Annotated in this window: 23 protein-coding genes and 1 pseudogene; all 24 read right to left on the minus strand. The window is 72.2% G+C overall.

What is annotated here, in order from left to right:
• Nucleotides 1–11: 11 nt before the first annotated feature.
• Complete coding sequence (locus GVV04_RS04785; RefSeq protein WP_161684890.1) at nucleotides 12–941, minus strand: glycoside hydrolase family 26 protein; 930 nt, start codon at nucleotides 939–941, stop codon at nucleotides 12–14.
• A 2-nt stretch (nucleotides 942–943) separates the two neighbouring features.
• Nucleotides 944–1,369 carry a hypothetical protein gene (locus GVV04_RS04790; protein WP_161684892.1) on the minus strand — a complete coding sequence of 142 codons (426 nt, stop codon included), beginning with the start codon at nucleotides 1,367–1,369 and terminating at the stop codon, nucleotides 944–946.
• A complete protein-coding gene (locus GVV04_RS04795; RefSeq protein WP_161684894.1) occupies nucleotides 1,366–1,767 on the minus strand; it encodes a hypothetical protein in 402 nt (133 codons plus the stop codon). The genes GVV04_RS04790 and GVV04_RS04795 overlap by 4 nt, the downstream gene beginning before the upstream one ends.
• A gap of 65 nt (nucleotides 1,768–1,832) precedes the next feature.
• Nucleotides 1,833–2,225: a hypothetical protein gene (locus tag GVV04_RS04800; RefSeq protein ID WP_161684896.1), complete on the minus strand. Its 393-nt coding sequence runs from the start codon at nucleotides 2,223–2,225 to the stop codon at nucleotides 1,833–1,835.
• Nucleotides 2,222–3,259: a major capsid protein gene (locus GVV04_RS04805; RefSeq protein ID WP_161684898.1), complete on the minus strand. Its 1,038-nt coding sequence runs from the start codon at nucleotides 3,257–3,259 to the stop codon at nucleotides 2,222–2,224. Before GVV04_RS04805 ends, GVV04_RS04800 begins: the two co-directional genes overlap by 4 nt.
• A 16-nt stretch (nucleotides 3,260–3,275) precedes the next feature.
• Entirely contained in the window at nucleotides 3,276–3,665 is a 390-nt protein-coding gene (locus GVV04_RS04810; protein ID WP_161684900.1) for a head decoration protein, read from the minus strand.
• A 12-nt stretch (nucleotides 3,666–3,677) separates the two neighbouring features.
• Nucleotides 3,678–4,415: a hypothetical protein gene (locus GVV04_RS04815; RefSeq protein ID WP_161684901.1), complete on the minus strand. Its 738-nt coding sequence runs from the start codon at nucleotides 4,413–4,415 to the stop codon at nucleotides 3,678–3,680.
• A gap of 38 nt (nucleotides 4,416–4,453) precedes the next feature.
• Complete coding sequence (locus GVV04_RS04820) at nucleotides 4,454–4,936, minus strand: hypothetical protein (RefSeq protein WP_161684903.1); 483 nt, start codon at nucleotides 4,934–4,936, stop codon at nucleotides 4,454–4,456.
• 53 nt (nucleotides 4,937–4,989) lie between these two features.
• Nucleotides 4,990–5,532: pseudogene (locus GVV04_RS34945) on the minus strand (VG15 protein); the annotation flags it as partial.
• Nucleotides 5,516–6,955, minus strand: coding sequence for a phage portal protein (locus GVV04_RS04825; RefSeq protein ID WP_235965755.1), 1,440 nt, complete (start codon nucleotides 6,953–6,955; stop codon nucleotides 5,516–5,518). The pseudogene GVV04_RS34945 and the gene GVV04_RS04825, both read right to left, overlap by 17 nt.
• 9 nt (nucleotides 6,956–6,964) lie before the next feature.
• Nucleotides 6,965–8,647 (minus strand): hypothetical protein, encoded by a 1,683-nt coding sequence (locus GVV04_RS04830; RefSeq protein ID WP_161684907.1) that lies wholly within the window; start codon nucleotides 8,645–8,647, stop codon nucleotides 6,965–6,967.
• On the minus strand, nucleotides 8,631–9,119 hold the full coding sequence (locus GVV04_RS04835; RefSeq protein ID WP_201752961.1) for a phage terminase small subunit: 489 nt from the start codon (nucleotides 9,117–9,119) through the stop codon (nucleotides 8,631–8,633). The genes GVV04_RS04830 and GVV04_RS04835 overlap by 17 nt, the downstream gene beginning before the upstream one ends.
• A gap of 163 nt (nucleotides 9,120–9,282) precedes the next feature.
• Nucleotides 9,283–9,555 (minus strand): hypothetical protein, encoded by a 273-nt coding sequence (locus tag GVV04_RS04840; RefSeq protein ID WP_161684908.1) that lies wholly within the window; start codon nucleotides 9,553–9,555, stop codon nucleotides 9,283–9,285.
• Nucleotides 9,556–10,068: 513 nt separating this feature from the next.
• Nucleotides 10,069–10,287: a hypothetical protein gene (locus GVV04_RS04845; protein ID WP_161684910.1), complete on the minus strand. Its 219-nt coding sequence runs from the start codon at nucleotides 10,285–10,287 to the stop codon at nucleotides 10,069–10,071.
• Nucleotides 10,284–11,270: a tyrosine-type recombinase/integrase gene (locus GVV04_RS04850; RefSeq protein WP_161684912.1), complete on the minus strand. Its 987-nt coding sequence runs from the start codon at nucleotides 11,268–11,270 to the stop codon at nucleotides 10,284–10,286. The genes GVV04_RS04845 and GVV04_RS04850 overlap by 4 nt, the downstream gene beginning before the upstream one ends.
• 169 nt (nucleotides 11,271–11,439) lie before the next feature.
• The gene (locus GVV04_RS04855; RefSeq protein ID WP_201752962.1) at nucleotides 11,440–11,814 is read right to left on the minus strand and encodes a hypothetical protein; all 375 of its coding nucleotides are present in this window, start codon (nucleotides 11,812–11,814) and stop codon (nucleotides 11,440–11,442) included.
• A 234-nt stretch (nucleotides 11,815–12,048) separates the two neighbouring features.
• On the minus strand, nucleotides 12,049–12,738 hold the full coding sequence (locus tag GVV04_RS04860; RefSeq protein WP_161684914.1) for a hypothetical protein: 690 nt from the start codon (nucleotides 12,736–12,738) through the stop codon (nucleotides 12,049–12,051).
• The gene (locus GVV04_RS04865) at nucleotides 12,735–13,346 is read right to left on the minus strand and encodes a hypothetical protein (protein ID WP_201752963.1); all 612 of its coding nucleotides are present in this window, start codon (nucleotides 13,344–13,346) and stop codon (nucleotides 12,735–12,737) included. Before GVV04_RS04865 ends, GVV04_RS04860 begins: the two co-directional genes overlap by 4 nt.
• Before the next feature lie 61 nt (nucleotides 13,347–13,407).
• The gene (locus tag GVV04_RS04870) at nucleotides 13,408–13,626 is read right to left on the minus strand and encodes a hypothetical protein (RefSeq protein ID WP_161684916.1); all 219 of its coding nucleotides are present in this window, start codon (nucleotides 13,624–13,626) and stop codon (nucleotides 13,408–13,410) included.
• Nucleotides 13,627–13,699: 73 nt separating this feature from the next.
• On the minus strand, nucleotides 13,700–13,876 hold the full coding sequence (locus GVV04_RS04875; RefSeq protein ID WP_161684918.1) for a hypothetical protein: 177 nt from the start codon (nucleotides 13,874–13,876) through the stop codon (nucleotides 13,700–13,702).
• A gap of 3 nt (nucleotides 13,877–13,879) precedes the next feature.
• Nucleotides 13,880–15,409 carry a hypothetical protein gene (locus GVV04_RS04880; protein WP_161684920.1) on the minus strand — a complete coding sequence of 510 codons (1,530 nt, stop codon included), beginning with the start codon at nucleotides 15,407–15,409 and terminating at the stop codon, nucleotides 13,880–13,882.
• A gap of 15 nt (nucleotides 15,410–15,424) precedes the next feature.
• Nucleotides 15,425–15,808: a hypothetical protein gene (locus GVV04_RS04885; RefSeq protein ID WP_161684922.1), complete on the minus strand. Its 384-nt coding sequence runs from the start codon at nucleotides 15,806–15,808 to the stop codon at nucleotides 15,425–15,427.
• Complete coding sequence (locus tag GVV04_RS04890) at nucleotides 15,808–16,140, minus strand: hypothetical protein (protein ID WP_161684923.1); 333 nt, start codon at nucleotides 16,138–16,140, stop codon at nucleotides 15,808–15,810. The genes GVV04_RS04885 and GVV04_RS04890 overlap by 1 nt, the downstream gene beginning before the upstream one ends.
• Before the next feature lie 352 nt (nucleotides 16,141–16,492).
• Complete coding sequence (locus GVV04_RS04895; RefSeq protein WP_161684925.1) at nucleotides 16,493–19,315, minus strand: phage/plasmid primase, P4 family; 2,823 nt, start codon at nucleotides 19,313–19,315, stop codon at nucleotides 16,493–16,495.
• Nucleotides 19,316–19,388 lie beyond the last annotated feature (73 nt).

Genomic DNA, 19,388 nt, shown 5'->3' on the forward strand with positions numbered 1-19,388 from the left:
ACCTCCCGGCCTCAGCCCATCAGATCGACGAACGCCTGCCGTTCCGGGCCGCGGGCGTCGAGGTTGCAGTCGCCCCGGTGGAACCACTCCACGAACGGCACATCCGGCTGCGCCCGCAGGTGGGCCACGTTGTCCCGCATCGCCTGCGCGCACAGCGCGCCGTCCGGGTCGTACGGCTTCCCGCCCTTCAGGGTCGGCTTCCGCTTGATGCCCCACTCGGCGACGACCAGCGGCTTACCGACCCGCCGGGCGGCGGCGAGCGCGAAGTCGTTGCGCTCGGCCGGGGTGCGGTACCGCTCGTAGCCGGTGTCGTAGATGTCGAACCCCACCGCGTCCACCCCGGGCATGGCCGCGACCTGGCCGAAGTCGTCCCACCAGGACGCCTGCCGGCGGGCGGCGTACTCGGTGAACACCGGCACCAACCACACCTCGGCCCGACGCGGATGGCCCGCGAGCGCGCCGACCAGTTCCTGCCACTGCTGCCGGAACTCCGCCGGGCTCGGATCGCCCGCCGTCTGCTGCTCCGGCTCGTGATCCAACGTCACCAGGTCGACCACATCCCGACGGCCGGCCGGCCGCGCCGACAGCCACTCCCGGACCGCCGCCGGCGAAGCCGACGTCCAGTCCTTGAAGCTGTAGTGCACCGGACAGCCGGCCGGCACCTGCGTGAGGATCCCCGACGACCACGGCGCGATGCCGCCGCCGGCACCCGTGTACAGCCGCATCACCTGCGGCCGGGCGTACCGGCCGGTCATCGCCCGGATCTGCGCCGTGGTGCTGTCCGGCGGGCACCAGCCCAGCAGCGTCGGTGACCGCACCGACACCGTCACCGCCACCGTGCGGCTGTCCGGGTCAACCGCCTCGATGGTCACCTGCGCGGACTGGCCGGGCCGGAGGGTGGCCAGCGTCGTGGTGACGGATCGGATCACGGGGAGCGTCATGGTCAGCCGACCTTGAGGATCTTCGGCGACGCCGCCGGCCACGTCACCGTGACCGTGCCCGTGCCCGGTTGGATCGGCAGGCCCGTCCCGGTGTCGAACCAGGCGATCAGCCGCTGCGCGGTCGCCGCCACGTCTGCGCCGCCGGCTGCCGCGGACGCCTGGAAGAGCAGCAGGCCGTGGTTTACCGCGCTGGCCGTGGCCGAGATCGTGGTGTCGTCGGCGTCGAACACCCCGCCGGTGACCACCTTGTTCGCCAGGGCCGCCGACGTGCCGTTGATCGTGCCGCCCGCCCCGGTCACGTCGCTGACGTACCGGTGCGCCGCCGAGAACGTATAGCCCCTGACCAGCGCGACCTTGATGCTTGCCGTGTCCAGGTCGATCGACCCGTCCATGACCCCCTCAGCAAAGGGCGTGAAGTAGCCGCTCATCTCTCCGCTTCCTCCCCGTACCGCCAGCACCGCCGTCGCGCCGGGGCGCCCGGGCGGATCGAGAACGCCGTCGACGTCCGCACCCCGACCGCGGCGAGCACCCGAGCGCGTTCGTCGTCCGTCAGCGCCGCACCGGCCAGCACCTCAGCCGCGTACGTCACCGAGTAGTCGTCGATCTGCTCCGAGCGCACCCCGGCCGGGTTGAGCAGGATCCGCCGGGCCACGTCCAGCGCCACCGGCAGCAGCGGTGACAGGTCGACCAGCGCGTCGTAGCGGGCCGCGCCGGCCGCTGACCGGATCAGCGACGTTGCCACCGTCCGGGCCAGCTCCGCCGACGCCTGGTCCAGGTCCTGCTGCATGTACGAGGCGAGCTGGCTCAGCTCGAACAGATCAGCCACCGCTCACCCCTTTCGTTGGTGGTCCGGCCGGGCCGGGTCCGTGGCTTCCCGACCCGGCCGGAGTCTCACTCGGTCGGGACTTTCGCCTCGTCGAGCGCGGCGATCACGGCCTCGCGAGACGCGTCCGCCGGGACTTCCACCTCGTGGCGGGCCGCGTACTCCCGCCAGCGCGGTGCGCCCGATCCCGGGCCGCTCTTCGGCGGCGGGTTGTCCTCGCCGTCGGAGCCGTCGCCGTCGGGGTCGCCGGCCTCGTCCAGCTCGGCGAGGCGGGCCAGCAGCCGCGCCCGCTCGTCGGCCGGCGACTCGACGTCGGAGGGCACCGTGCCGCCCTTCCACGCCTTCGGGTTGACGATCTTCCCGACCGCCCAGGCCGGCACCAGGTCACCCGGGCCGAAGACGTGCCCGACGCCATGCTCGTCCGCCACGTGCACGTACGTGGCCAGCTCCGCCCGGCTCATGCCACGTCCGCCACGAACGACAGGTCCGGGTTCGCCTCCACCGGTAGGCCGATCCCGGCCGCCTTCGTCCACAGGGCGATCGGGTCCTCGGTGGAGTACGCGCCGGCCACGATGCCCGGCCGGTCGCCCTCCTCCAAGCCGTAGCGCGGATCCAGGGACTCGGCGGTCGTGCCCAGCAGCGTCGCCCCGAGCTGGGTGCCGTCCGCGTCGTTCGGGTCCACCGGGGCCGGCAGGTACAGGAACTTGTCCACCGGGATGGGCCGGGTCGCCGAACCGTTGACGTTGATCTGCTCGTCGACGATGTACCACGGCGGCAAGCCGTGGTCGTCGAGGATCCCGCGCAGCGCCGCCTGCGACACCCGCGACGGGGCACCCAGCGTCGACCCGACCAGCGTCCGGATCTCCGCGTTGCGCAGCATGTAGCCCAGCACCGTGCTGGACATGACCATCGCGCCCGGGGCCTCACCGTTGGTGGTGATGTAGGTCTGCTGCCAGGACAGCAGATCCGCCAGCGGAGTCGCCGAAGCGATCGTCGACCAGGGCGTCCCGGCGGTCACCGAGTGCGAGCCGGACCGGCCGAACGAAACGGTCGCGACGACCCCGTTCTCGTTGATCGTGACGGACCCGTTGACCAGGGCGTCACCGCGGGCCAGCTCCAGGCGGGCGGCCACCGAGCGGGTCATGCGTTCCGCGTCGGTGAGCAGTGCATCCCGGATCGCGTCGGCGTTCGCCGACCGCTGGCGCAGCCGGTCGTACTCGCCCAGTCGGATCTTCCGCGAGATCGGCGGCAGCTCACCGGACACCCGGGTCAGGCCCGGCCGGGACCCGATCGGCGACTCGGCGTCGTACGCCCGGAACGTGGCGGCCTCGATCAGGCCCTCCCCGCCCTTGGTGTACCGGTACTCCAGGTCGTCGATGGGCCGGTTCGGCAGCCACCGCGCCAGAGTGAACTGGTTGTCGGGCAGGTTCGCCGCGGCCTCCCGGACGTATCCGGTTAGCTCGACGGGCTCGATGTAGTCGGCGTTGAGCAGCATGATCGGCTACCTCCTCTCAGGCGAATCGGATGCGGCCGGCGACGTCGGCCTTGCCGGCCGTGTCGACGGAGATGGGCAGGCGGGCCTCGACGACGCGGCCGTGCCAGAACAGGGAGCCCTGCGGGTCCTGGGTGTTGACCGACGGCGCGTCGACCGTGCACAGCAGGAACCCGACGAGGGTTTCCCGACCGTCGGAGGCGGCGTTGTCGTACGGGCCGTACAGCCCGGACGTGGTGATCTTCCCGAGCGGCAGGCCGGACGGGAAGTAGCCGTTGGGGTAGTGGGTGCCGGCGGTGAACGCGCTCGTGTCGAGCGTGATCGACTCGCCGGAGCTGGTGCCGTGGGCCGACCCCAGCCACCGCTGGTCCTCGTTCTGGAAGGTCTCGGTCACGGGGTTGAGGTTCATGCCCTCGCGCTCCTAAGTTGTCGTGGTCTTCGTCTTGTTGTGCCGCTCGCCGTACAGGGACCGGCCGGCGTCCAGCGACGACGTCTTCTGACCGGGCCTCGCGCCCTGGGCCGGGTCCGGGCGCATGCCCGGCCGGCGCACGCCGCCCTGACCGGTCTGGTCGCCGTCCTGCCGTGCGCCGCCGAACGCGGCCAGCAGGTCGTCGGCGTCCTTCGCCAGTTCGTCCCGGCTCCCACCGACCAGGCGGGCCGCCTGTGCTGCGGTGAGGCCTTTCTCCGCCTGCACCTCGGCCCGCCACCGGGCGGCCCGCTCCTCGGCGATGGCCCGCTCCTGCGAGGCAAGCCGCTCCGTGAGCTGCTCCACCTCACTCTTGCCCTTGTCAACGTCACCGCCGCCGAGGGCCTCTGCGAGCTTGCGCAGCGGAGCCAGCTCGGCAAGCTGCTTCTTCAGTGCCCTGTGGGCCTCGCGTTCCTCACGCAGCGCCTTCTCGCCGGCCGGGCCGAGCGGCTTGTCCTGCGGATCGCCCCCGGTCGGCGGTGGGCTTGCCGGCGGGGGCTCCGCAACCGGGTCCGCCGGCGGCGCCGGGTCGTTGCTCGGGTCGTCAGGGCTCGCGCCCATGACGGGCCAGATCGCCTGGCCGTTGCGGCGCAACCCCACGGCCCGCAGCGGCAGGCCGGTCTTCGGGTGGGTCAGCGTGGGGTGCGTCGGCAGGTCGCCTGCCGCGCGCAGCCCCGGCTTGGTGAGGGTCATCGCGACCTTCCACGTTTGGTAACCGGCATCGCGCCAGGTCAGGTGATGTATCCGAACCTCCGCAACAAGCGGATCGCCTCGTCGCGGTTGCCACCAGCGGCGGCGAGGATGCTCTCCGGCATCAGCCGGGGCGTCCTGGCCGACCGATACCGGCCGCCGGACCGCCTTGCGCCGTTCTCTCGGGCGCCGAGCCGGACCCCGGCCTGGCCGCGAACCGTCGTGCCCTCGGTCGTGGTGAAGACCTGCCGGCCGTACACGTCCCGGGCCTGGAGCCGGCCCACGTCACGGCCGCCGCGTAGCGCCCGCGCCTCGTCGGCGGTGATCCGGGCCCCGGCCGGGGTCAAGCCGAGCGCGCCCCGCCGGGCGTTCACGACTTGGCTGATGTCCGCACCGAGCCGAATCGACTCCGCACCCGCCGCAGTGAACGCCTTGTCCTGCTCGGTGCGGGACAGGCTGTCGAAGTACGCCTTCGGGTTGGTCTGCACCGCCTCGGCGGTATCCTCCCGCGCCGGCACGTGCACGCAGTCGCCCCGGGTCTACAACGCGGGTGTCTATCGAACCCCGCGTTGTAGCCGTACCACCTCCCCGCCAGCACCACACACCGCGAGCAGGACCCGCCCACCAGCATCCGCCGATACCCGGACACCCCCGGCCGGGCCGCCATCGCCACCACGTCGGCCGCCCGACCCGCGTCCGCGATCTGCGTCCGGACGAGCATGTCCAGGGTCGCAGCCCCGCCAGCCAGCGCCCGCTCCACCGTCGCGCCCCGCCCGATGCCCGCCAGGGCGGCGACAGCCGGCTGGTAGAGCAGTCCGTCCAAGCCTCGGCCGTCCGAGGCGACCCCGGCCAGCGCGGCAGCCTCCACCGCACCCACCGGCGACGCGCGGACCCGCTGCGCGTCGAGCACCTCGTTTAAGTACCGGTCCGCCCGCGCGGCGACGACCCGCTGCGCGCCGGTCACCAGCACCATCAGCCGGGCCAGTAGGGCAAGCCACGACTCGGCGATCCGGCCCGGGTCGACCTGGGACCACATCTGCCCCGCCTCGCCTGCGGCGATGACCGCCAGGCGGCGCCGGTGCGCGGCGTGATCCGCGGCCACCTCAACTGGCGTCGACATCGCCGCCACCAGCGCCCGAGCTGCCGCCGCCGCCCAAGCCGAGGGCGATCTCGCGCACCGGGTCGCGGCGGGCCTCAGCCTCGTCCTCTTCCTCCATGCGTCGGATCTCCTCCGGCGCATACCCGAGGTCGATGCGGGCCTGCCGCAACGTCGTGATGCCCTGCTGGCGCTTCTTCACCGCCGCGTCGGCGGCCTGCGCGACGGTCGGCGTGGAGGCATCCCGCCACACCACCTTCATCCGCCGCACCCGCGCATCCCAGTCCGCGCCGTCGCGGACCCGCAGCGCGATCGCCATGACCCGCCGCCAGTCCGCACCCAGGCCGGTCTGCTTACGCTCCACCCGCTTCACCATCTGTGCCTCGCTGGAGCGGATAGCATCCGCGCTGGCCGGGTTATCGGTCGTGAACGACATGTAGTGCGGCGGCAGCGCCGCGAGTTGGGCGGCGATCTGGGCGAGGACCCGGATGGTGTTGTGGAAGACCGCCAGATCCGACTCGGGAAACTGGCCAACCTGCACGTCGCCCGGCTTCTTCGGGTGCGCCCACATCCGGCCCGCGATCTGCTCGAACGGCGAGATCGCGTTGCCGTCCTCGTCCTCGAAGTCCTCCGCGCCCATGCCCAGCGCCCACCGGCGCGGCATCGCGTGGAACTCCCCGGACACCATCATGTCCGTGGCCATCTTGTTGGCCGCGTCCGCGATCGGAATCACCGAGGCGAACTCACTGCGCCCATCGTGCTTAAGCATTCGGCCCCGGTTGACCAGCGGCACCACCGGCACCACGCCCAGGCGGTGCTCGTCGCGGTCCTGCTCCACCCACCGGCGGGCCCGGTAGAAGTGCCTGGTGGAGTCCGGCAGGTACAGCGTCGCCCGCTGCACGTTGTCCGAGTCCTTCCACCGCTTCAGCGCCGACACCGGCTGCCGGGTGCGCGGATCCTGCTCGGTGATGCACTGCGTTGGGTGCTCCACCGTGATCAGCGGCGAATCGGTGTCCTCGTCGAACGGGTCGGCCAGCGCGCCGTCGGCGGCCGGGCCTTCCTCGAGGGTGCCGCGCGCGCCGACGATCGCGTAGGAGCGGCCCAGCGCGATGGACTCCAGGTGCGCCTGCGGGGCCTGCCGGTCCATGTCGTTGTCCTGCCAGACGGCCCACACGTCCGCATCGGCCTCGTCGACGTCCACCCCGTTGCTGATCGACCCGGGAAAGCGGAACCCGGTCAGGTCCAGGCGGGCCTCGTAGGCGTCGGCCACCATCTCCGGCCAGTTGATGACCAGCTCCGCCAGTCGCTCCCCGAACTCCTGCTTCAACTCCAGGGCCAGGAACCGCAGCGGCTGGGCACCCTCGTAGTAGGCGTCCATCTTCCGCAGGTGCCGCTGCGCCTTCAGCAGCTTCGCGTCGAGGTAGGAGACCGTCTCCTCCGGGGTCATCGCCACGCCCTACCTCCTTCCCGCCCTGCTCCGATTGCGGAAGACGACCATCTTCGAGCTGACCTCCGGCTCCGGCCACAAACCGGCAGCGGTCACGTCCCCGGCCGCCTCGTGGGCGAGGATGCTCGTCACCGCCACGTCGATCTTCCGGCCGTCCTCCGGCTTCGCCAGCTTGTACCGGCGACCCGGACGAGGCTCCTTCACCGCAGCCCCGATGTGGGCGGCAGTGATCTCGCACCCATCGTGCGTGAAGGTGCTCTCCGCCTTCGTCACATCGGTGTGCAGCCGATCGGCGGCGGCCTGCATCTGCACCGGCCGGGCCGTCGCCCAGCGGACCACCCGACGCTCCCCATACTCGGCCGCAGCCTCGTCGATCTCCGTCGTCCAGTACGGCGGGTCCATGTAGGCCCGCACCACCACGAACCGAGTCATCAACTCGGCCAGGGCAGCTTTGACCTCTAGGCGCGGCACCTGGCCGCCCCAGTCCGCCGGGTTCCAGATCGTCGGCAGCTTCGCTCCGTCCGGCCCATACGTCGGCGTGAACTGGTAGCCGTCCTGCGTCTCCGCCCGAAGCGCCGTCCAGTCGTCCAGGTCCGAACCGTCGAATCCGAGCACGATCGGCGTGCCGTCCGGCACCTCGCGCCGCTTCGCCCGCCGCTTCCACTTCGCCGCGTCGAGCCACACCCCGGAGCCGGCCGCGTTGCGGTTGCCGAAGAACCTCTCCGCCTGCGCCAGCTCGCCCTTCGCGATCAGCCGCTCAGCGTCCGCGTCGATCGTTTCGATGCGCACATGCCGAGACCCGCGGTACACGTACTCGTGGATCTTCCGACGGTGCGCCCTGGTCTCGTATTTCAGGTTCGCCGGCGGCGGGCGGTGGAACCGGAACTCGTCCTTGGCCTTCGACTGGTGGGTCATCTGCGCGACCGACTTCTGCGTCGGGTCGTACCCGTTCGTCGTCTCCTGGCCGCGGCCCTGCATACCGGCCAAGCCCCGCCGCTGGGTGTCCGCGACGCTCACCATCTTGTTCTCTTTGGTCCAGATCCCCGTCTCGTCCTGCGGCACATACGTCACCGGTGCGCCCAGGCGGGCCTGCGCCGAACTGGTCACCACGTCGATGCGGCCCTCTTCGACGTCGACGATCCGGGTGAACTTCTCGCCCACCTTCAGCAGATCCGACAGCGGCCCCTGCCGGATCATCGACCGCAGCGGCCGGTAGATGTTCTCCGTCTGGTCCTCAGCGAACGCGGTGATCTGGATCAGCGGCGTCGGCCAGCGCATGCCCATCGGCTCGCCAGGCCGGTAGTCGTATTCCCAGCCGCACCCGCACCCGTGGTCCGAACACGCCCAGCCGTCACCCTTGCCCGCCCAGCCCGCGAACAGCGCCGGCCCGGCCGCCTCAAGAGCCACCCCGCACGCGGACCAGGGACCCTTGCCCGTCTTCTGCGGCGCGATGATCTGCGACCAGCGGTGCACGAACGCCGTCGACAGCAGCGGATTCTCCGGCTGCCACTCGGCGTCCTCCCGAACCCGGTAGTGGTTGAGCGTGCACCACGCCTGCCAGTCGTACAGCTCCATCCGCTGACCGGCGCGGAACTGATCCGGCACGGGACAGTGCTGCTCGATCCAGTCGACCGTGATGAACAGGGTCGGGAAGTCGACGACGAAGGCGTCCGGGTCAACCCGCCGCGCCATCGACGACCTGGAACCTGTCCCGCGCAGCCATCCGCGCCGACTCCGGCGGGGTGGACTTCTCCGCCCGCTTCGCGGCCACCTGGTCGACAGCGATCCGCCACCGGTTCGTGCGCAGCCCCGGAATCGTCAACCCCAACGCGTCGGCCATCTGCCGAACCAGCGTGGCCAGGTTCGCCCGGGCGCCCGGCTGCTCCGCCTCCACCAGACGCCGCACGTACAGCGCGACCTCCAGGTCCTGGCCCTGCCGCTCCCACTCGCACGCCTGCGGACTCGCCCAGAGCCTCCGCCACAGCTCGGCTTCCCGCTCACCCCAGTCGGAATCCTCGTGCTCCGACAGCGGCCAGGCCGGAGGATCGCCCGCCCGGCCCGCCGACGGCAGCACCGTCCACTCGCCGTCGGACTTCCGATCCCGACGCAACGCCTTCGGGTCTGGCGGCGGCCCCGAGCGGGTCCGAGCTCCACCACTCGCCATGTCGATCATCTCCTCAGCCGCATCGCGCGGCATCGGCCGACCGTCACATCGCGTAACGGTCCGAAGTTTTGAACCCGGCCGACCGGACAGAGCCCTCCCCGGCGGTCCGCTGACCTGCGGGTCTTGGGGGTCACCCCCCACCCCTCGTTACTCAGGGTGACTTTCAGCAGGGCTCGTCGTCGGTGGCTCGCTTGCGTAGCCGGGTCGACGCGTACTCGACGAGGCCGAGCATCCGGTGCAGGGGCACGTCGCTGTCGCGGCTGAGGCAGCCGATGGCGGTGAGGCTGTCGCCGTCGTCGGCGAAGCTGTGCTGCGCGGTGACCACCACGTACTCGGTGAGCACGTACGGCTGGCCGTCGGAGTACGCGGCGAGAGTCTGCTCGATGGCGGCGGTGAGCGTGTCGTCGGCGGCTACCTGCTCGGGTGTCCTGCTCATCGGGCGTGCCATCCTCCGGGCTGGTGTGTGGCGGTCTCCCGGCCGTGGCACGAGGCGCACAGGGGCCGGAGCCTGCCGTCCGCGTCGGGGTCGGCCACGCCCTGGGCGACGAGGTCGCGGCGGCTGACCGGGTGGTGGTCGGCGACGGCGGCCGGGGCGGGGCAGAGCCGGCATCGGGTGTGGCGCCGGAGGTAGTCGGCGCGGCGCCGGGCCCAGGCTGGGCCGTAGCCGCGCTGGCTGCTGCTGCCTCGCGCCTGGTCTGCCTCGCGTGTGTGCGTGCCGCATCGGCCGCGTGGTGTGAGGTTGGGGCAGCCGGGCGTGGAGCAGACCTTGAGCGCGCGGGGCATGGTCACCTCCGCCGGGTGGTGCGGGCAGGCCCCGCCGCCAAGGCCTGCCCGCCACCGCGCCCTGCGTCCTGTCCCCGGGAACGCAGCAGCCCGGCGGGACCTGAGTGGTCGACCGTCCGGGCTGTGGGCACACTCCGCCTACGCGGGATGTGAACAAATGATGGGGCTACGCGGCGGCAAGGTCAAGTCGCCGGGGCCGCCCGCGTGGCGAGGTGCGGACGGCATGCTCGATCGCGGCAGCCTCGTCGAGCGGGCTGTAGCCGGCTCGGGTGGTCAACCCTTTGCGGTCGCGCCAGCGGCGGACCATGGCGGGGGTGATGTCGGGGCCGAGGCGCTCGGCGAGCTGCTCGACGGTGCCCCACTCCCGGCCGTCGATCCGGATCATGCGCCGAGCCTATCCGCGCTGCCCTGGCGGGCGCGGGCGGCTGCGATGACGCCCATCAGCGAGTAGGCGGGGTGGTTGTCCGGGGACAGGTGGGAGCGGTCGTAGCCCTCGGTGGTGGCCGGGTTGGCGTGACCGACGGCGTACTGCACGACGCGCAGGTCTCGGCCGGCTGCCAGGTTGAGGGTGACGAAGCTGGCGCGCAGGACGTGGGGGCCCATCTTGGCGATGAGCGGCTCGGGCAGCCCGGCGGTGGTGGCGAGGCGGACGAGCTGGCGGCGCAGGTTGCGGGGGTCGACGCGCCCGCCGGTGTCGGTGACGAGCAGCGGCCGGCGGGGTCGGGCGCCGGCGGTGAGCGCGGGCAGCCGGTCGACGTCGCCCCGGGTGGCCAGGTAGGTGGTGAGGCGCTGGTGGGTGGTGGGGATGAGCGGCACGGCGCGCCGCTTGCGGCCCTTGCCCATGACGTGCAGCACGGTGTGGCCCTGGTCCTGGCCGAGGTCCTCGATGTAGGCGCCGAGGAGCTCGGCGATGCGCAGCCCGGTGGTGGCGAGGGTCCAGACGATGGCGGCGGTGCGTGGGGTGTCGGCGTCGGCGGCGTCGAGCAGGGCGACCACCTGCTCGGCGGCCAGGGCCGGCGTCGGCACGGGGTTGGCGACGGGCCGGCCGACCTTGAACTTCGCGGGGTTGCGGCGGAACGCGATGTCCTGCTCTTCGAGCCACTCGTACCAGGATCGGACGGCGGAGAGCCGGTTGGCGCGGGTGCCGTCGCTGTAGCCGCGGTCGCGCAGCTCGGTGGCCCAGAGCTGGCCGTGGGCGGGGACGGCGTTGAACGGGTCGACGCGGTGGTGGGCGCACCAGTCGAGCCAGGAACTGACGCCGTAGCCGTAGCTGCGCGCGGTGTGGGGGCTGGCGCAGGCGCGCAGGAACGCGGCGACCAGGTCGGCGAGTCGGTCGTGGGTGGTGGTGACGGGCACAAGGTCGGTCATGGCCGGTCCTGTTCGCGTGTAGTGGATCTATCCGGTGGCGGTGCTGGTGGCGGTCCGGGTGGTTCCTGGCAGGGGTGCGAATCCCTGTTGATCTCACTGCTTAATGACAGTTATCGGGTTCGCTGCCCGAGGGCCCGGGGCGCACGGTCGCACCCCGGGCCGGGGCGGGTCAGGCAGTGCGGCGGTCAATCGCCTCGACCCACGCGACGGCGACAGCAGCCACCTGGATCAGCTCCTCGCGGAGCTTGGCGGGGTCGGTCTCCGCGTACGCCTCGGCGATCTCCTCGGACAGGATCGCTGTCCAAGTCAGCTCACCTCGGGCGGCGAGGTGCTGGCACAGGGCCCGAGCCCGGACGGCAGCCTCCTTGTCCCAGCGGCTCTCCTCGGTGCCGTCGGGGTGGTTCTGCTCGCCCCACTGCACGTCCTGGCGGCTGCGCTCCCGGGCGATCTCGTACAGCACCGCGCGGGTGGTGTCGGTCCGCTCGACGTCCTGGTCGACGGCGGCCGGTCGGTCGGTGAGGGCGTGCGGGTTGAGGTAGCCCATCGTGGGTCTCCTTCGATCGGGTCATTTGCTCGGGCTGGTGGCGTGTGCGGCCCCCGCGACCGCACCGAGGTGGTCATCGGGCACCGATCCCGTGGTCGCATCGGCACGTGACCACCCAGCAGAACGGGTGCGCGTAGGGGCCGGGGCAGACGCAGGGCGTCGGCTTGCGTCGGGCGCGCAGGCGCGGCGGGATGATCCACCTGACGTTGATCAACTTGAGGTGGCGGGCGTCGATCACCGGGCACCTCCGACCGCGCCGAGGACGACGTAGCGGGGCCAGATGTGCACCACGCCGGCCACCGCGCCCTCCATCCCGCACGGGCAGCCGGGCCCGGTGCACAGGCACGGCTGGTGGGGCTGGCCGGGCGGCTGGCTGCCGTCGCAGACCACCGTCCAGTCGGCTTCGGGGCCGGCGGTCTGGATGTGGAGGGTGGCGCGGCAGCGGCAGGCGGGGCAGGTGGGCGGGATCGGGCCGCGTAGGGGGGCCCGGCTGGGCGGCGCCCACGGGCCGAGGGTGCGGCGGGCGGACCGGTCGAGCACGGCGAGCGCCTCAGCGGTGCGCTCGGCGGCGTGGGGGCTCATGCTGGGGATGGCGTGGCGGATGCGGGTGAGCGGGTCCATGCCGGGCGCTCCGGGCAGCAGGCCGGCGAGGGGGTCCAGGGCGCGCAGGATGCCGCCGAGCGCCTCCGCGTGGGGGTCGGGGCGGCTGGGGGCCCATGCGCCGATGGCGAGGTCGGCGGTGGGGTCGCCGTGGCCGCCGAGCCCGTGGCGGCGGCCGAACTGCTGGGAGGGGATGGAGATCTCGCCGCTGCGGTTGCCGTTGACGGCGTCGGCGAGCGAGGCCTTGGCGGCGGACTCGAGCGCGCCCAGGGCCGCCGCGAGGGAGTACGCGGCGGCCAGGGCGTGGAGGTGGTGCGGGGTCACGGTGCTCCTTGCGGTTGAGCGGTCCAGAGGTGCTGGAGCAGGGTGGGGCGGTCGTCCAGGTCGTCGAGCCAGCCAGTCAGCCGGCCGAGGTTGAGGTCGGGCCCGAACGCCAGGTACGTCCCGTCGGCGGACTCGCATCCGAAGTCGGCGGCGAGTCGGAGTCGGGCGGCGGAGTTGACCCGGCCCATGTGGATGGTCTTGCCGCGCTCGCGGGCCTCCCGGGTGAGTCGGCGGGCGACGTCGCCGACCTTCCATTCGGTGGTGCCGGCGAGGAACAGCACGTCGAAGTCGTCCCACGGGATGAGGCCGTCTTCGCAGCCGTCCTGTGCGGCGAACGCGGCAGGGATGCCGAGTGCGCGGATCCGGGGCAGCCAGGGCAGGGATTCGGCGAGGGTCCCTTCGGCGTCGAAAGGGACATCGGGGGCGACTGCCCAGGCGCACCGGTCGGGTCCGTAGCGGTCGACGGTGTTGGCGAGCCACTCGTACCAGCGGGCGTGTCCGGGCCAGCCCTTGCCGAACTTGCCGTTGTCTGCGGCCCAGGTGGCTCCGGGTGGGATGCGGTTGCCTTGGGCGGGGGTGGTCATGCAGGCGATCCGTCCGGCGGTCATGGCGGCTCGGATGGCGGGGCTGGATGGTGTCCCGAAGTAGCGCATGGGGTCACGGGGCTCCTCAGGCGACGCGGTTGAGCGGGTTGCGGATGAAGCGGGCGAGGCGCAGGGCGGCCGGGTACGCGGCGGCGGTGTGGACGGGGGTGGCCGGGTAGTAGAGGCGGGGGTCGCCGGCGATCCGGATGTGGCTGATGCCGCGGCGGGCGGTCCACCGCGAGACGTAGCCGCGGCCGATGCCGGCGATGGTGGCGACCTGGTCGGAGGTGAGGAGGTCGATCACCGTGCCCTCCGGGGGGTGGCGGTCACCCCCGCCACCAGTGCGGCGGCGGCGGGGATGACCAGGCGGCGGAGGGTCACCGGTGACCCCGGCGATCAAGCTCGGCGACCACGTCGTTGAGCGCGGCGGCCACTCGGGTCCGCTCGTCGGCGTCGGGGTACAGGTCGTCGTCGGGCCAGCCCTGCTCCAGGCTGGTGCGGATGACGCTGGCGGCCCGCCAGCAGGCCTCCCGCTTGGCTGCTCGGGCGTCCACCGCTCAGCCCTCCCGCGCGGCGTTGGCCGGGTTGTTGGCCGGGCACCGGTCGGCCCGGTGCATGGATCGCATCGTGCGGGCCAGCGCGGCGGGGTGCTGGGTGCAGCCGGGGTCGGTGCGGGTGCTGTCGACGGCGCCGCACGCCGCCTTCGGGCACGGGCAGTCGCGCTCGGCCTCACCGGGGCCGGTGCCGCGGGCCATGTGCAGCGGGCTGAGGGTGGTCGGGTAGGCGGGGCTCATGTGGTCGGTGTCGGTGTCGGTGAGGACGGCGGCCTGGTGCTGGGTGGTGTCGGCGGCGATCTGCGCCAGGGTGGCGTCCCGGCCGGCCCGGTCGGCGACCTGGACGAGCACCGGCCGCATCGCCTCGTCCAGGGCGTCCCACGCGGCGTCGGCGGCGTCCTGCGCGCCGGCCGGGGCGGAACCGGGGGTGCCGTCGCCGGCGAGGCAGGCGTCGTAGGCGGCGAGGAGGGCGGTGTCGTGCTGCTGGGCGGGCGTGACGCAGTCCAGGCGGCGGCGGTGCCAGTGCTGGGCCCAGGCGTCGAGGGCGGCGAGCAGCTGGGCCGCCCAGACAGGCAGCTTGTCGTCGCCCTCGTCGTCCTGCTCGTCGTCGGTCTCGATGTCGATGAGCAGGACCATCCGGGTGGGTCCGCACTCCGCCTCCAGCTCGGTCTCCGAGTCGGCGTGGAGGTCGGCCCGGGTCCAGGTGCCGCCGGGGCCGGGCCGCCAGATGCGGCCGTCGGTGTCGACCCTGACCGTCTCGCCCCGCTCCAGCAGCTCGGCGACGTCGGCGGCGTCCAGCTCGTCGTCCTGGCCGTCGTCGGCCGGCTCCGGCGTCGTCGTGTCGCCTCGGCCGATCTTCTCGCCGAGGTGGTGGAGCAGCTCCCCGTAGCTGACGGGCGCCGGCTGGCAGGTGGTGAGCCAGTCGCGGAGGAGCGCGGGGTCGGCGGCGAGGTAGCTGATGTCGCGGGCGATGTCGCGGTGGACGTCGGCGCGGGTCTGGTCGCGCTCGTCCATCGCGGCGACGAGCCTTTCGACGGTACGGGTGCGCTCGGCGGCGAGTTGCCCGATGAGGTCGGCGACGCTGGCGGTGGGCGACTGGAGGCCGGCGCGGTTGAAGGCGGCCCACGCGTCGGTGAGGTGGGCGAGGGCCTCGCCGTGCTCCCGGCGGGCCTGGTCCCGCTCGTCGAGGGCGGCGTCGCGGTCGCGGACCATGGCGGCGGTCTCGGCCCGCTCGCGGTGGAGCTGGATGCGGAGGTCGTCGCGCTCCATCTCGATGCGGTCGGCCTCGGTCGGCTCCGGGCGGGTCGGCTCCGGGGCCCAGATGCCGTTCGTGACGGCGGTGCGGAGGTCGGCGGGGCGGAGCGGGATGCGGTCGGTGGTCGGGTAGAGGACGGCGCGGTCGCCGCTGCGGGCCTCGATGGCGGCGAGGTCGGCGTGGAAGGCGTCGAGGTGGGCCTTGGACTGGGCGAGCGCGGTGTCGCAGCGGGCGATGGCCTGCTCGATGGGGTCGCGGGTGTCGGGCTGCTGGGTCATGGCGGTCCTTCCGGGTCAGGCGGTCGGGTCGGCGGGCGTGATGTCGTTGAGGGGCGGCTGCGGGATGTAGCCGGCGTCGGCGAGGAGCCGCAGGAAGCGTTCGCCGGTCATCACCACGTAGCCCTCCCCGGGGGAGGTCTTGCCGCGGCGCTTCACCCAGGCGGCACCGACGGACGCCCGGTCGTTGCGGCGTTCGGTCTCGGTCTCGTCGAGCCAGCCGGCGAGGTCGATGCGGCTGGCCGACTTGGCTTCGATGACGACTCCGGGAATCCCCGCGATGTCGCCTCGGTCCTTGGCGCCGCAGAGGGTGCGGCGTTCGGCGTGCGGGACGCCGTTGGCGAGCAGGTAGCCGACGATGGCGGATTCCCAGGCGGTGCCCTTGCGCTTGCTGGCGCTCATCAGTAGGGGATCCCTTCGGTTCGGGGCGTGATGGTCGGGGTGGTGGTGGCGCGCTGGTCGGCGGGGACCTGGCGGTGGCAGGCGTGTTCGGCGAGCACCGGGCCGGTGAGGGCGGTGCCAGCGATGCGGCCGGCGTCGCGGTGCACGAGGCCGTCGCGGGTGAGGGTGTAGGTGTTCAGGCCGGCGCAGAGGACGTGGATCTCACCGGCCCGGTTGAGGGGCACCAGGTCGACGCGGGCGCGCAGGCCTTCGGCGTGGCCGGTGAGCACGGTGGCGCCGCAGCGGGCGTGGATGCCCGGCTTGACGGGGGTGGTGATCAGCGGGCCCGTCATCACTGCCGCCCGGTGCTGGCGGGGATTGCCAGGGTCGCGGCGGCGCTGCCAGGGTGCTGCTTCGACCCTGGCAGCGGGTGTTTCTGCTGGTCAGTGCCGAAATTTGGCCGGCTGGTGCCAGGGTGCCAGGGTCGGTTCCCTGTCGTGGTGCTCTTCTGGGTAGAGAGATAATTCTTCTTAGGGTGCCCTAAGTGCCTTTTATTTCTGTCTTCCTTTACGCGGAAGACGTTGACAAACACCCTGGCAAACCCTGGTAGCCCCAGCTCAGAGGCGGTTTCGACCCTGGTAAGACCCTGGCAATGACCCTGGCAGCGACCCTGGCAATCGGTCATAACGGACGGGCGGCGGATGTTCACAGCGCATCACCGCCGAGCCACCGGTTCTTCACCTTGAAGCCGTCCGGCTCAAGGGGGGCCAGCCCGTAGACGCGTTGGGTGCGCACGCCGTCGACCATCTTTCGGTCGACCTGGATCGAGCCGTTGCCCGCAGAGCGGAGATCGCGGGCGAAGACGGCCTTGGTGCTGACCCGGTCGCGGCCTTCCTCGTCGGCGCACCACTCCTTGTAGACGGCGAAGAGGTCGTCGAGCAGGACCGGCGGCGCTTCCGGGTCGAGGGCGGCCCGGTCGTCGATGAAGCCGTACACCGGCGAGGTGAGCCGGAGGATCTCCCGCTCGGATTCCTCGCTGCTGGCGGGCGGCTTGAACCGGCCACGTTCGGTGAGCCGGTCGAGGCCGTCGAGCGCCCAGTTGAGAATGCCGGGCAGTTCGCCGAGCAGTTCCTTGGTGAGGTTCGGGTTCTCCTTACCGTAGAAGGACACCCGGAACCGGACGTGGATCATGCGACCGGCCAGGGCCCCAGATGCATCGGTGAACTTCGGCATGTCGTTGCCGAGGGCCATGAAGCGGACGCCGAGCCGGCCGTGCCACGTCTCCCGGTTCTTTCGGTTGACGTCGCGGGAGTCCTCGCCGCTGATCGCCTTCATGATCTCAACGGCCTCGCCGACGTCCCGGGTGGACCAGTTGATGTCGGAGAGCACGGCGAGGGATTTGCCGATGAGCGGCTGCTCGCCGAAGTCTCCGGTGAGGCTGGCGAGCCGGACCGCGGCGACCGATTCGGGGCCGAGAAGCGATTCCAGGATCCGGGCGATGGTGCCCTTTCCGGACCGCTTGGCTCCGAACAGGCTGGCGATCTTTTGCAGATCGGTGCGGCCGGACACGACGTAGCCGAACCATTCGCCGAGGAACGCCTGGGCTTCTTCGTCTGCGGGCAGGACCTCGGCGAGGAATGCCCGCCACTTCGGGCATCTGGCCTCCGGGTCGTAGGCGAACGGGAGCGATGCCAGGTTGAACCGCTGCGGGGTGTGGGGGTGGAGCGTCCGGTTGGCGACGTCGAGCACCCCGTTTGTAATGGCGATGCACTTCTCGTCGTCCTCGTCCCAAGGTCGGGCGAGGACTGCGGAGCCGATGGCTTCGCGTAGGTTGCCGATTTTCGCGATGTTGGGAGCCCAACGGCCGAACTCTTCTCCGGTGTCGAAGATGGCGTTCTCGGTCTGTAGGTACAGCCAGCGGTTGATGGAGGCGTCGCGCTGCACGGCCCATCGGGTGCCGTTCCACTCGTAGAAGTCGCCCCGCCACCAGGTGAGGTGCGGGATGTCGTTGGTGGCCGGGAGGCGCTCGACGAGAGCGCGGGCGACGGCCATCGGGTCGGCCGGCGCGGGGATCAGCCGGTCGTGGGTGGCGGCGTTCTGCTTCTTCTCCAGGTACCGCTGCTGGCGCAGCTGCTCGGCGACCTCCTTGGCCCGCTCCTTTTCGGCTCGCCGCTCGTTTCGAATAATCGCGTCGAAGTCGCCCTTGGTGATGGCGGGCACGACCTGCCGGATCGCGTCGCGCCAGGTCTGCTGGTCGGCGGCGTCGAGTCTCGCCACCCGGCGGATCAGATCGCGTGCCTTCGCCTGGCGCTCTTCTTCGCCCGCGTCAGCGAGCAACTTCATCTCGGCGTATAGGTCGGTGGGTGCGTCGTTGGCCTTGAGGACCCGGGCTGCGGTGCCGTCGACTGCGGCGAGCACCCGGGCGGCCGACGCGGGCGGGAGTAGGTCGGCGATGGCGGCGCGCTGCTCGGCGGCGGGGTTGGCGCGCTCCAGGGGGGTGCCGTAGCCGAGGCGGGCCAGTTCGCGGGCGGCGGCCCTGTGATCGCCGCCGTGGTGGAGCAGGGCGTACGCGCCGAACTTGGTGTAGGGCACCTCGGTGTCGAACTCGGTGGAGCTGGAGAAGACGTAGAGCCGGTCGCGCCCCGGGTCCTTGCCGGTGGTGGCCGACGGGCCGGGGTCGGTCTTGCCCGAGCGGCGCCACTCGCAGTAGGAGCCGGGGGTGCCGCTGCAGACGCTCCACCCGGCCCCGCCGAGGAGCAGCTCGTCGTCCCAACCGGTGCGGGCTTCGAAGTCGTCGCCGGGGGTGACGGTTCCGGCGGGCCGGACAACCTGCAGGGCGGGCCGGGCCGGCGTCGGGCTGGGGGCGGGCATCGTGTCGAGGGAGCGGAACGCGCGGTGCAGATGCTCCCGCTCGTTGCTGGTGATGGTGGGTACCTGCCCGTACGTGCCGTAGGTCAGCTCCCACGGCTTGCCGGTCGGGTGGGTGGTGCCGTTCGACGGGGCGACGACGACGTACCCGCCTTCCCCGCGGGTCTCGGCGAGTCCCCGGGTGATGACCCGGTGGGGGTGGCGGGCCAGCAGCGCCCGCTCGTCGTCGGTGAGTTCGTCGTCGCGGGCGGGCCGGTTGGCGAGCTTCGTGTTCCCCGGCACCGGGCCGTCGACGCGGTAGAGGAAGTGCAGGCCGCCGCTCGGGGTGCGTTCGGCGTACCCGCCGGCGGTGATGCGCATCCACAGGTCGGTGAGGTCGGCGTCGGTGAGCAGCCGAGTCACCTCGTCGAGGGCGCCCTCGGCGACGGCCCGTCCCTCCAGCTCCAACATCTCCAGGCCGCCGGAGACGGCGCCGCAGATGATGCCGAGGCCCGGATGGTTGCCGGCGAACCAGGCGGTCACCTGGTCGCGGTCGGGCCGGGTGGTCTGGTACTGGGTCCAGGATCCGACGGCGGGGGCTTTGCTGCCGTCGGTCTTGGCGGGCAGTACGCAGAACCCGGCGTCGTGCCACGCCAGCGCTGCGTCCCGTGCCTGCGTCATCTATCTGACTCCTGAGCTGATCGGTTCGGGGAGGGTGTTGCCGGGGCTCCGGGGCCGCCGGCCGGCCTTGAGG

The organism is Micromonospora rubida (genome assembly GCF_009908295.1).
Classification (GTDB): Bacteria; Actinomycetota; Actinomycetes; order Mycobacteriales; family Micromonosporaceae; genus Micromonospora; species Micromonospora rubida.

What these genes read in the sequence shown, in the direction of transcription:
- GVV04_RS04825 (WP_235965755.1), bottom strand. Translation starts at nt 6,955, where the DNA reads ATGACCCCGGAGGAGACGGTCTCCTACCTCGACGCGAAGCTGCTGAAG.
- GVV04_RS04880 (WP_161684920.1), bottom strand. Translation starts at nt 15,409, where the DNA reads ATGACCCAGCAGCCCGACACCCGCGACCCCATCGAGCAGGCCATCGCC.
- GVV04_RS04810 (WP_161684900.1), bottom strand. Translation starts at nt 3,665, where the DNA reads ATGAACCTCAACCCCGTGACCGAGACCTTCCAGAACGAGGACCAGCGG.
- GVV04_RS04890 (WP_161684923.1), bottom strand. Translation starts at nt 16,140, where the DNA reads ATGACGGGCCCGCTGATCACCACCCCCGTCAAGCCGGGCATCCACGCC.
- GVV04_RS04815 (WP_161684901.1), bottom strand. Translation starts at nt 4,415, where the DNA reads ATGACCCTCACCAAGCCGGGGCTGCGCGCGGCAGGCGACCTGCCGACG.
- GVV04_RS04845 (WP_161684910.1), bottom strand. Translation starts at nt 10,287, where the DNA reads ATGATCCGGATCGACGGCCGGGAGTGGGGCACCGTCGAGCAGCTCGCC.
- GVV04_RS04850 (WP_161684912.1), bottom strand. Translation starts at nt 11,270, where the DNA reads ATGACCGACCTTGTGCCCGTCACCACCACCCACGACCGACTCGCCGAC.
- GVV04_RS04865 (WP_201752963.1), bottom strand. Translation starts at nt 13,346, where the DNA reads ATGACCGCCGGACGGATCGCCTGCATGACCACCCCCGCCCAAGGCAAC.
- GVV04_RS04840 (WP_161684908.1), bottom strand. Translation starts at nt 9,555, where the DNA reads ATGAGCAGGACACCCGAGCAGGTAGCCGCCGACGACACGCTCACCGCC.
- GVV04_RS04830 (WP_161684907.1), bottom strand. Translation starts at nt 8,647, where the DNA reads ATGGCGCGGCGGGTTGACCCGGACGCCTTCGTCGTCGACTTCCCGACC.
- GVV04_RS04855 (WP_201752962.1), bottom strand. Translation starts at nt 11,814, where the DNA reads ATGGGCTACCTCAACCCGCACGCCCTCACCGACCGACCGGCCGCCGTC.
- GVV04_RS04805 (WP_161684898.1), bottom strand. Translation starts at nt 3,259, where the DNA reads ATGCTGCTCAACGCCGACTACATCGAGCCCGTCGAGCTAACCGGATAC.
- GVV04_RS04790 (WP_161684892.1), bottom strand. Translation starts at nt 1,369, where the DNA reads ATGAGCGGCTACTTCACGCCCTTTGCTGAGGGGGTCATGGACGGGTCG.
- GVV04_RS04835 (WP_201752961.1), bottom strand. Translation starts at nt 9,119, where the DNA reads ATGGCGAGTGGTGGAGCTCGGACCCGCTCGGGGCCGCCGCCAGACCCG.
- GVV04_RS04895 (WP_161684925.1), bottom strand. Translation starts at nt 19,315, where the DNA reads ATGACGCAGGCACGGGACGCAGCGCTGGCGTGGCACGACGCCGGGTTC.
- GVV04_RS04800 (WP_161684896.1), bottom strand. Translation starts at nt 2,225, where the DNA reads ATGAGCCGGGCGGAGCTGGCCACGTACGTGCACGTGGCGGACGAGCAT.
- GVV04_RS04785 (WP_161684890.1), bottom strand. Translation starts at nt 941, where the DNA reads ATGACGCTCCCCGTGATCCGATCCGTCACCACGACGCTGGCCACCCTC.
- GVV04_RS04885 (WP_161684922.1), bottom strand. Translation starts at nt 15,808, where the DNA reads ATGAGCGCCAGCAAGCGCAAGGGCACCGCCTGGGAATCCGCCATCGTC.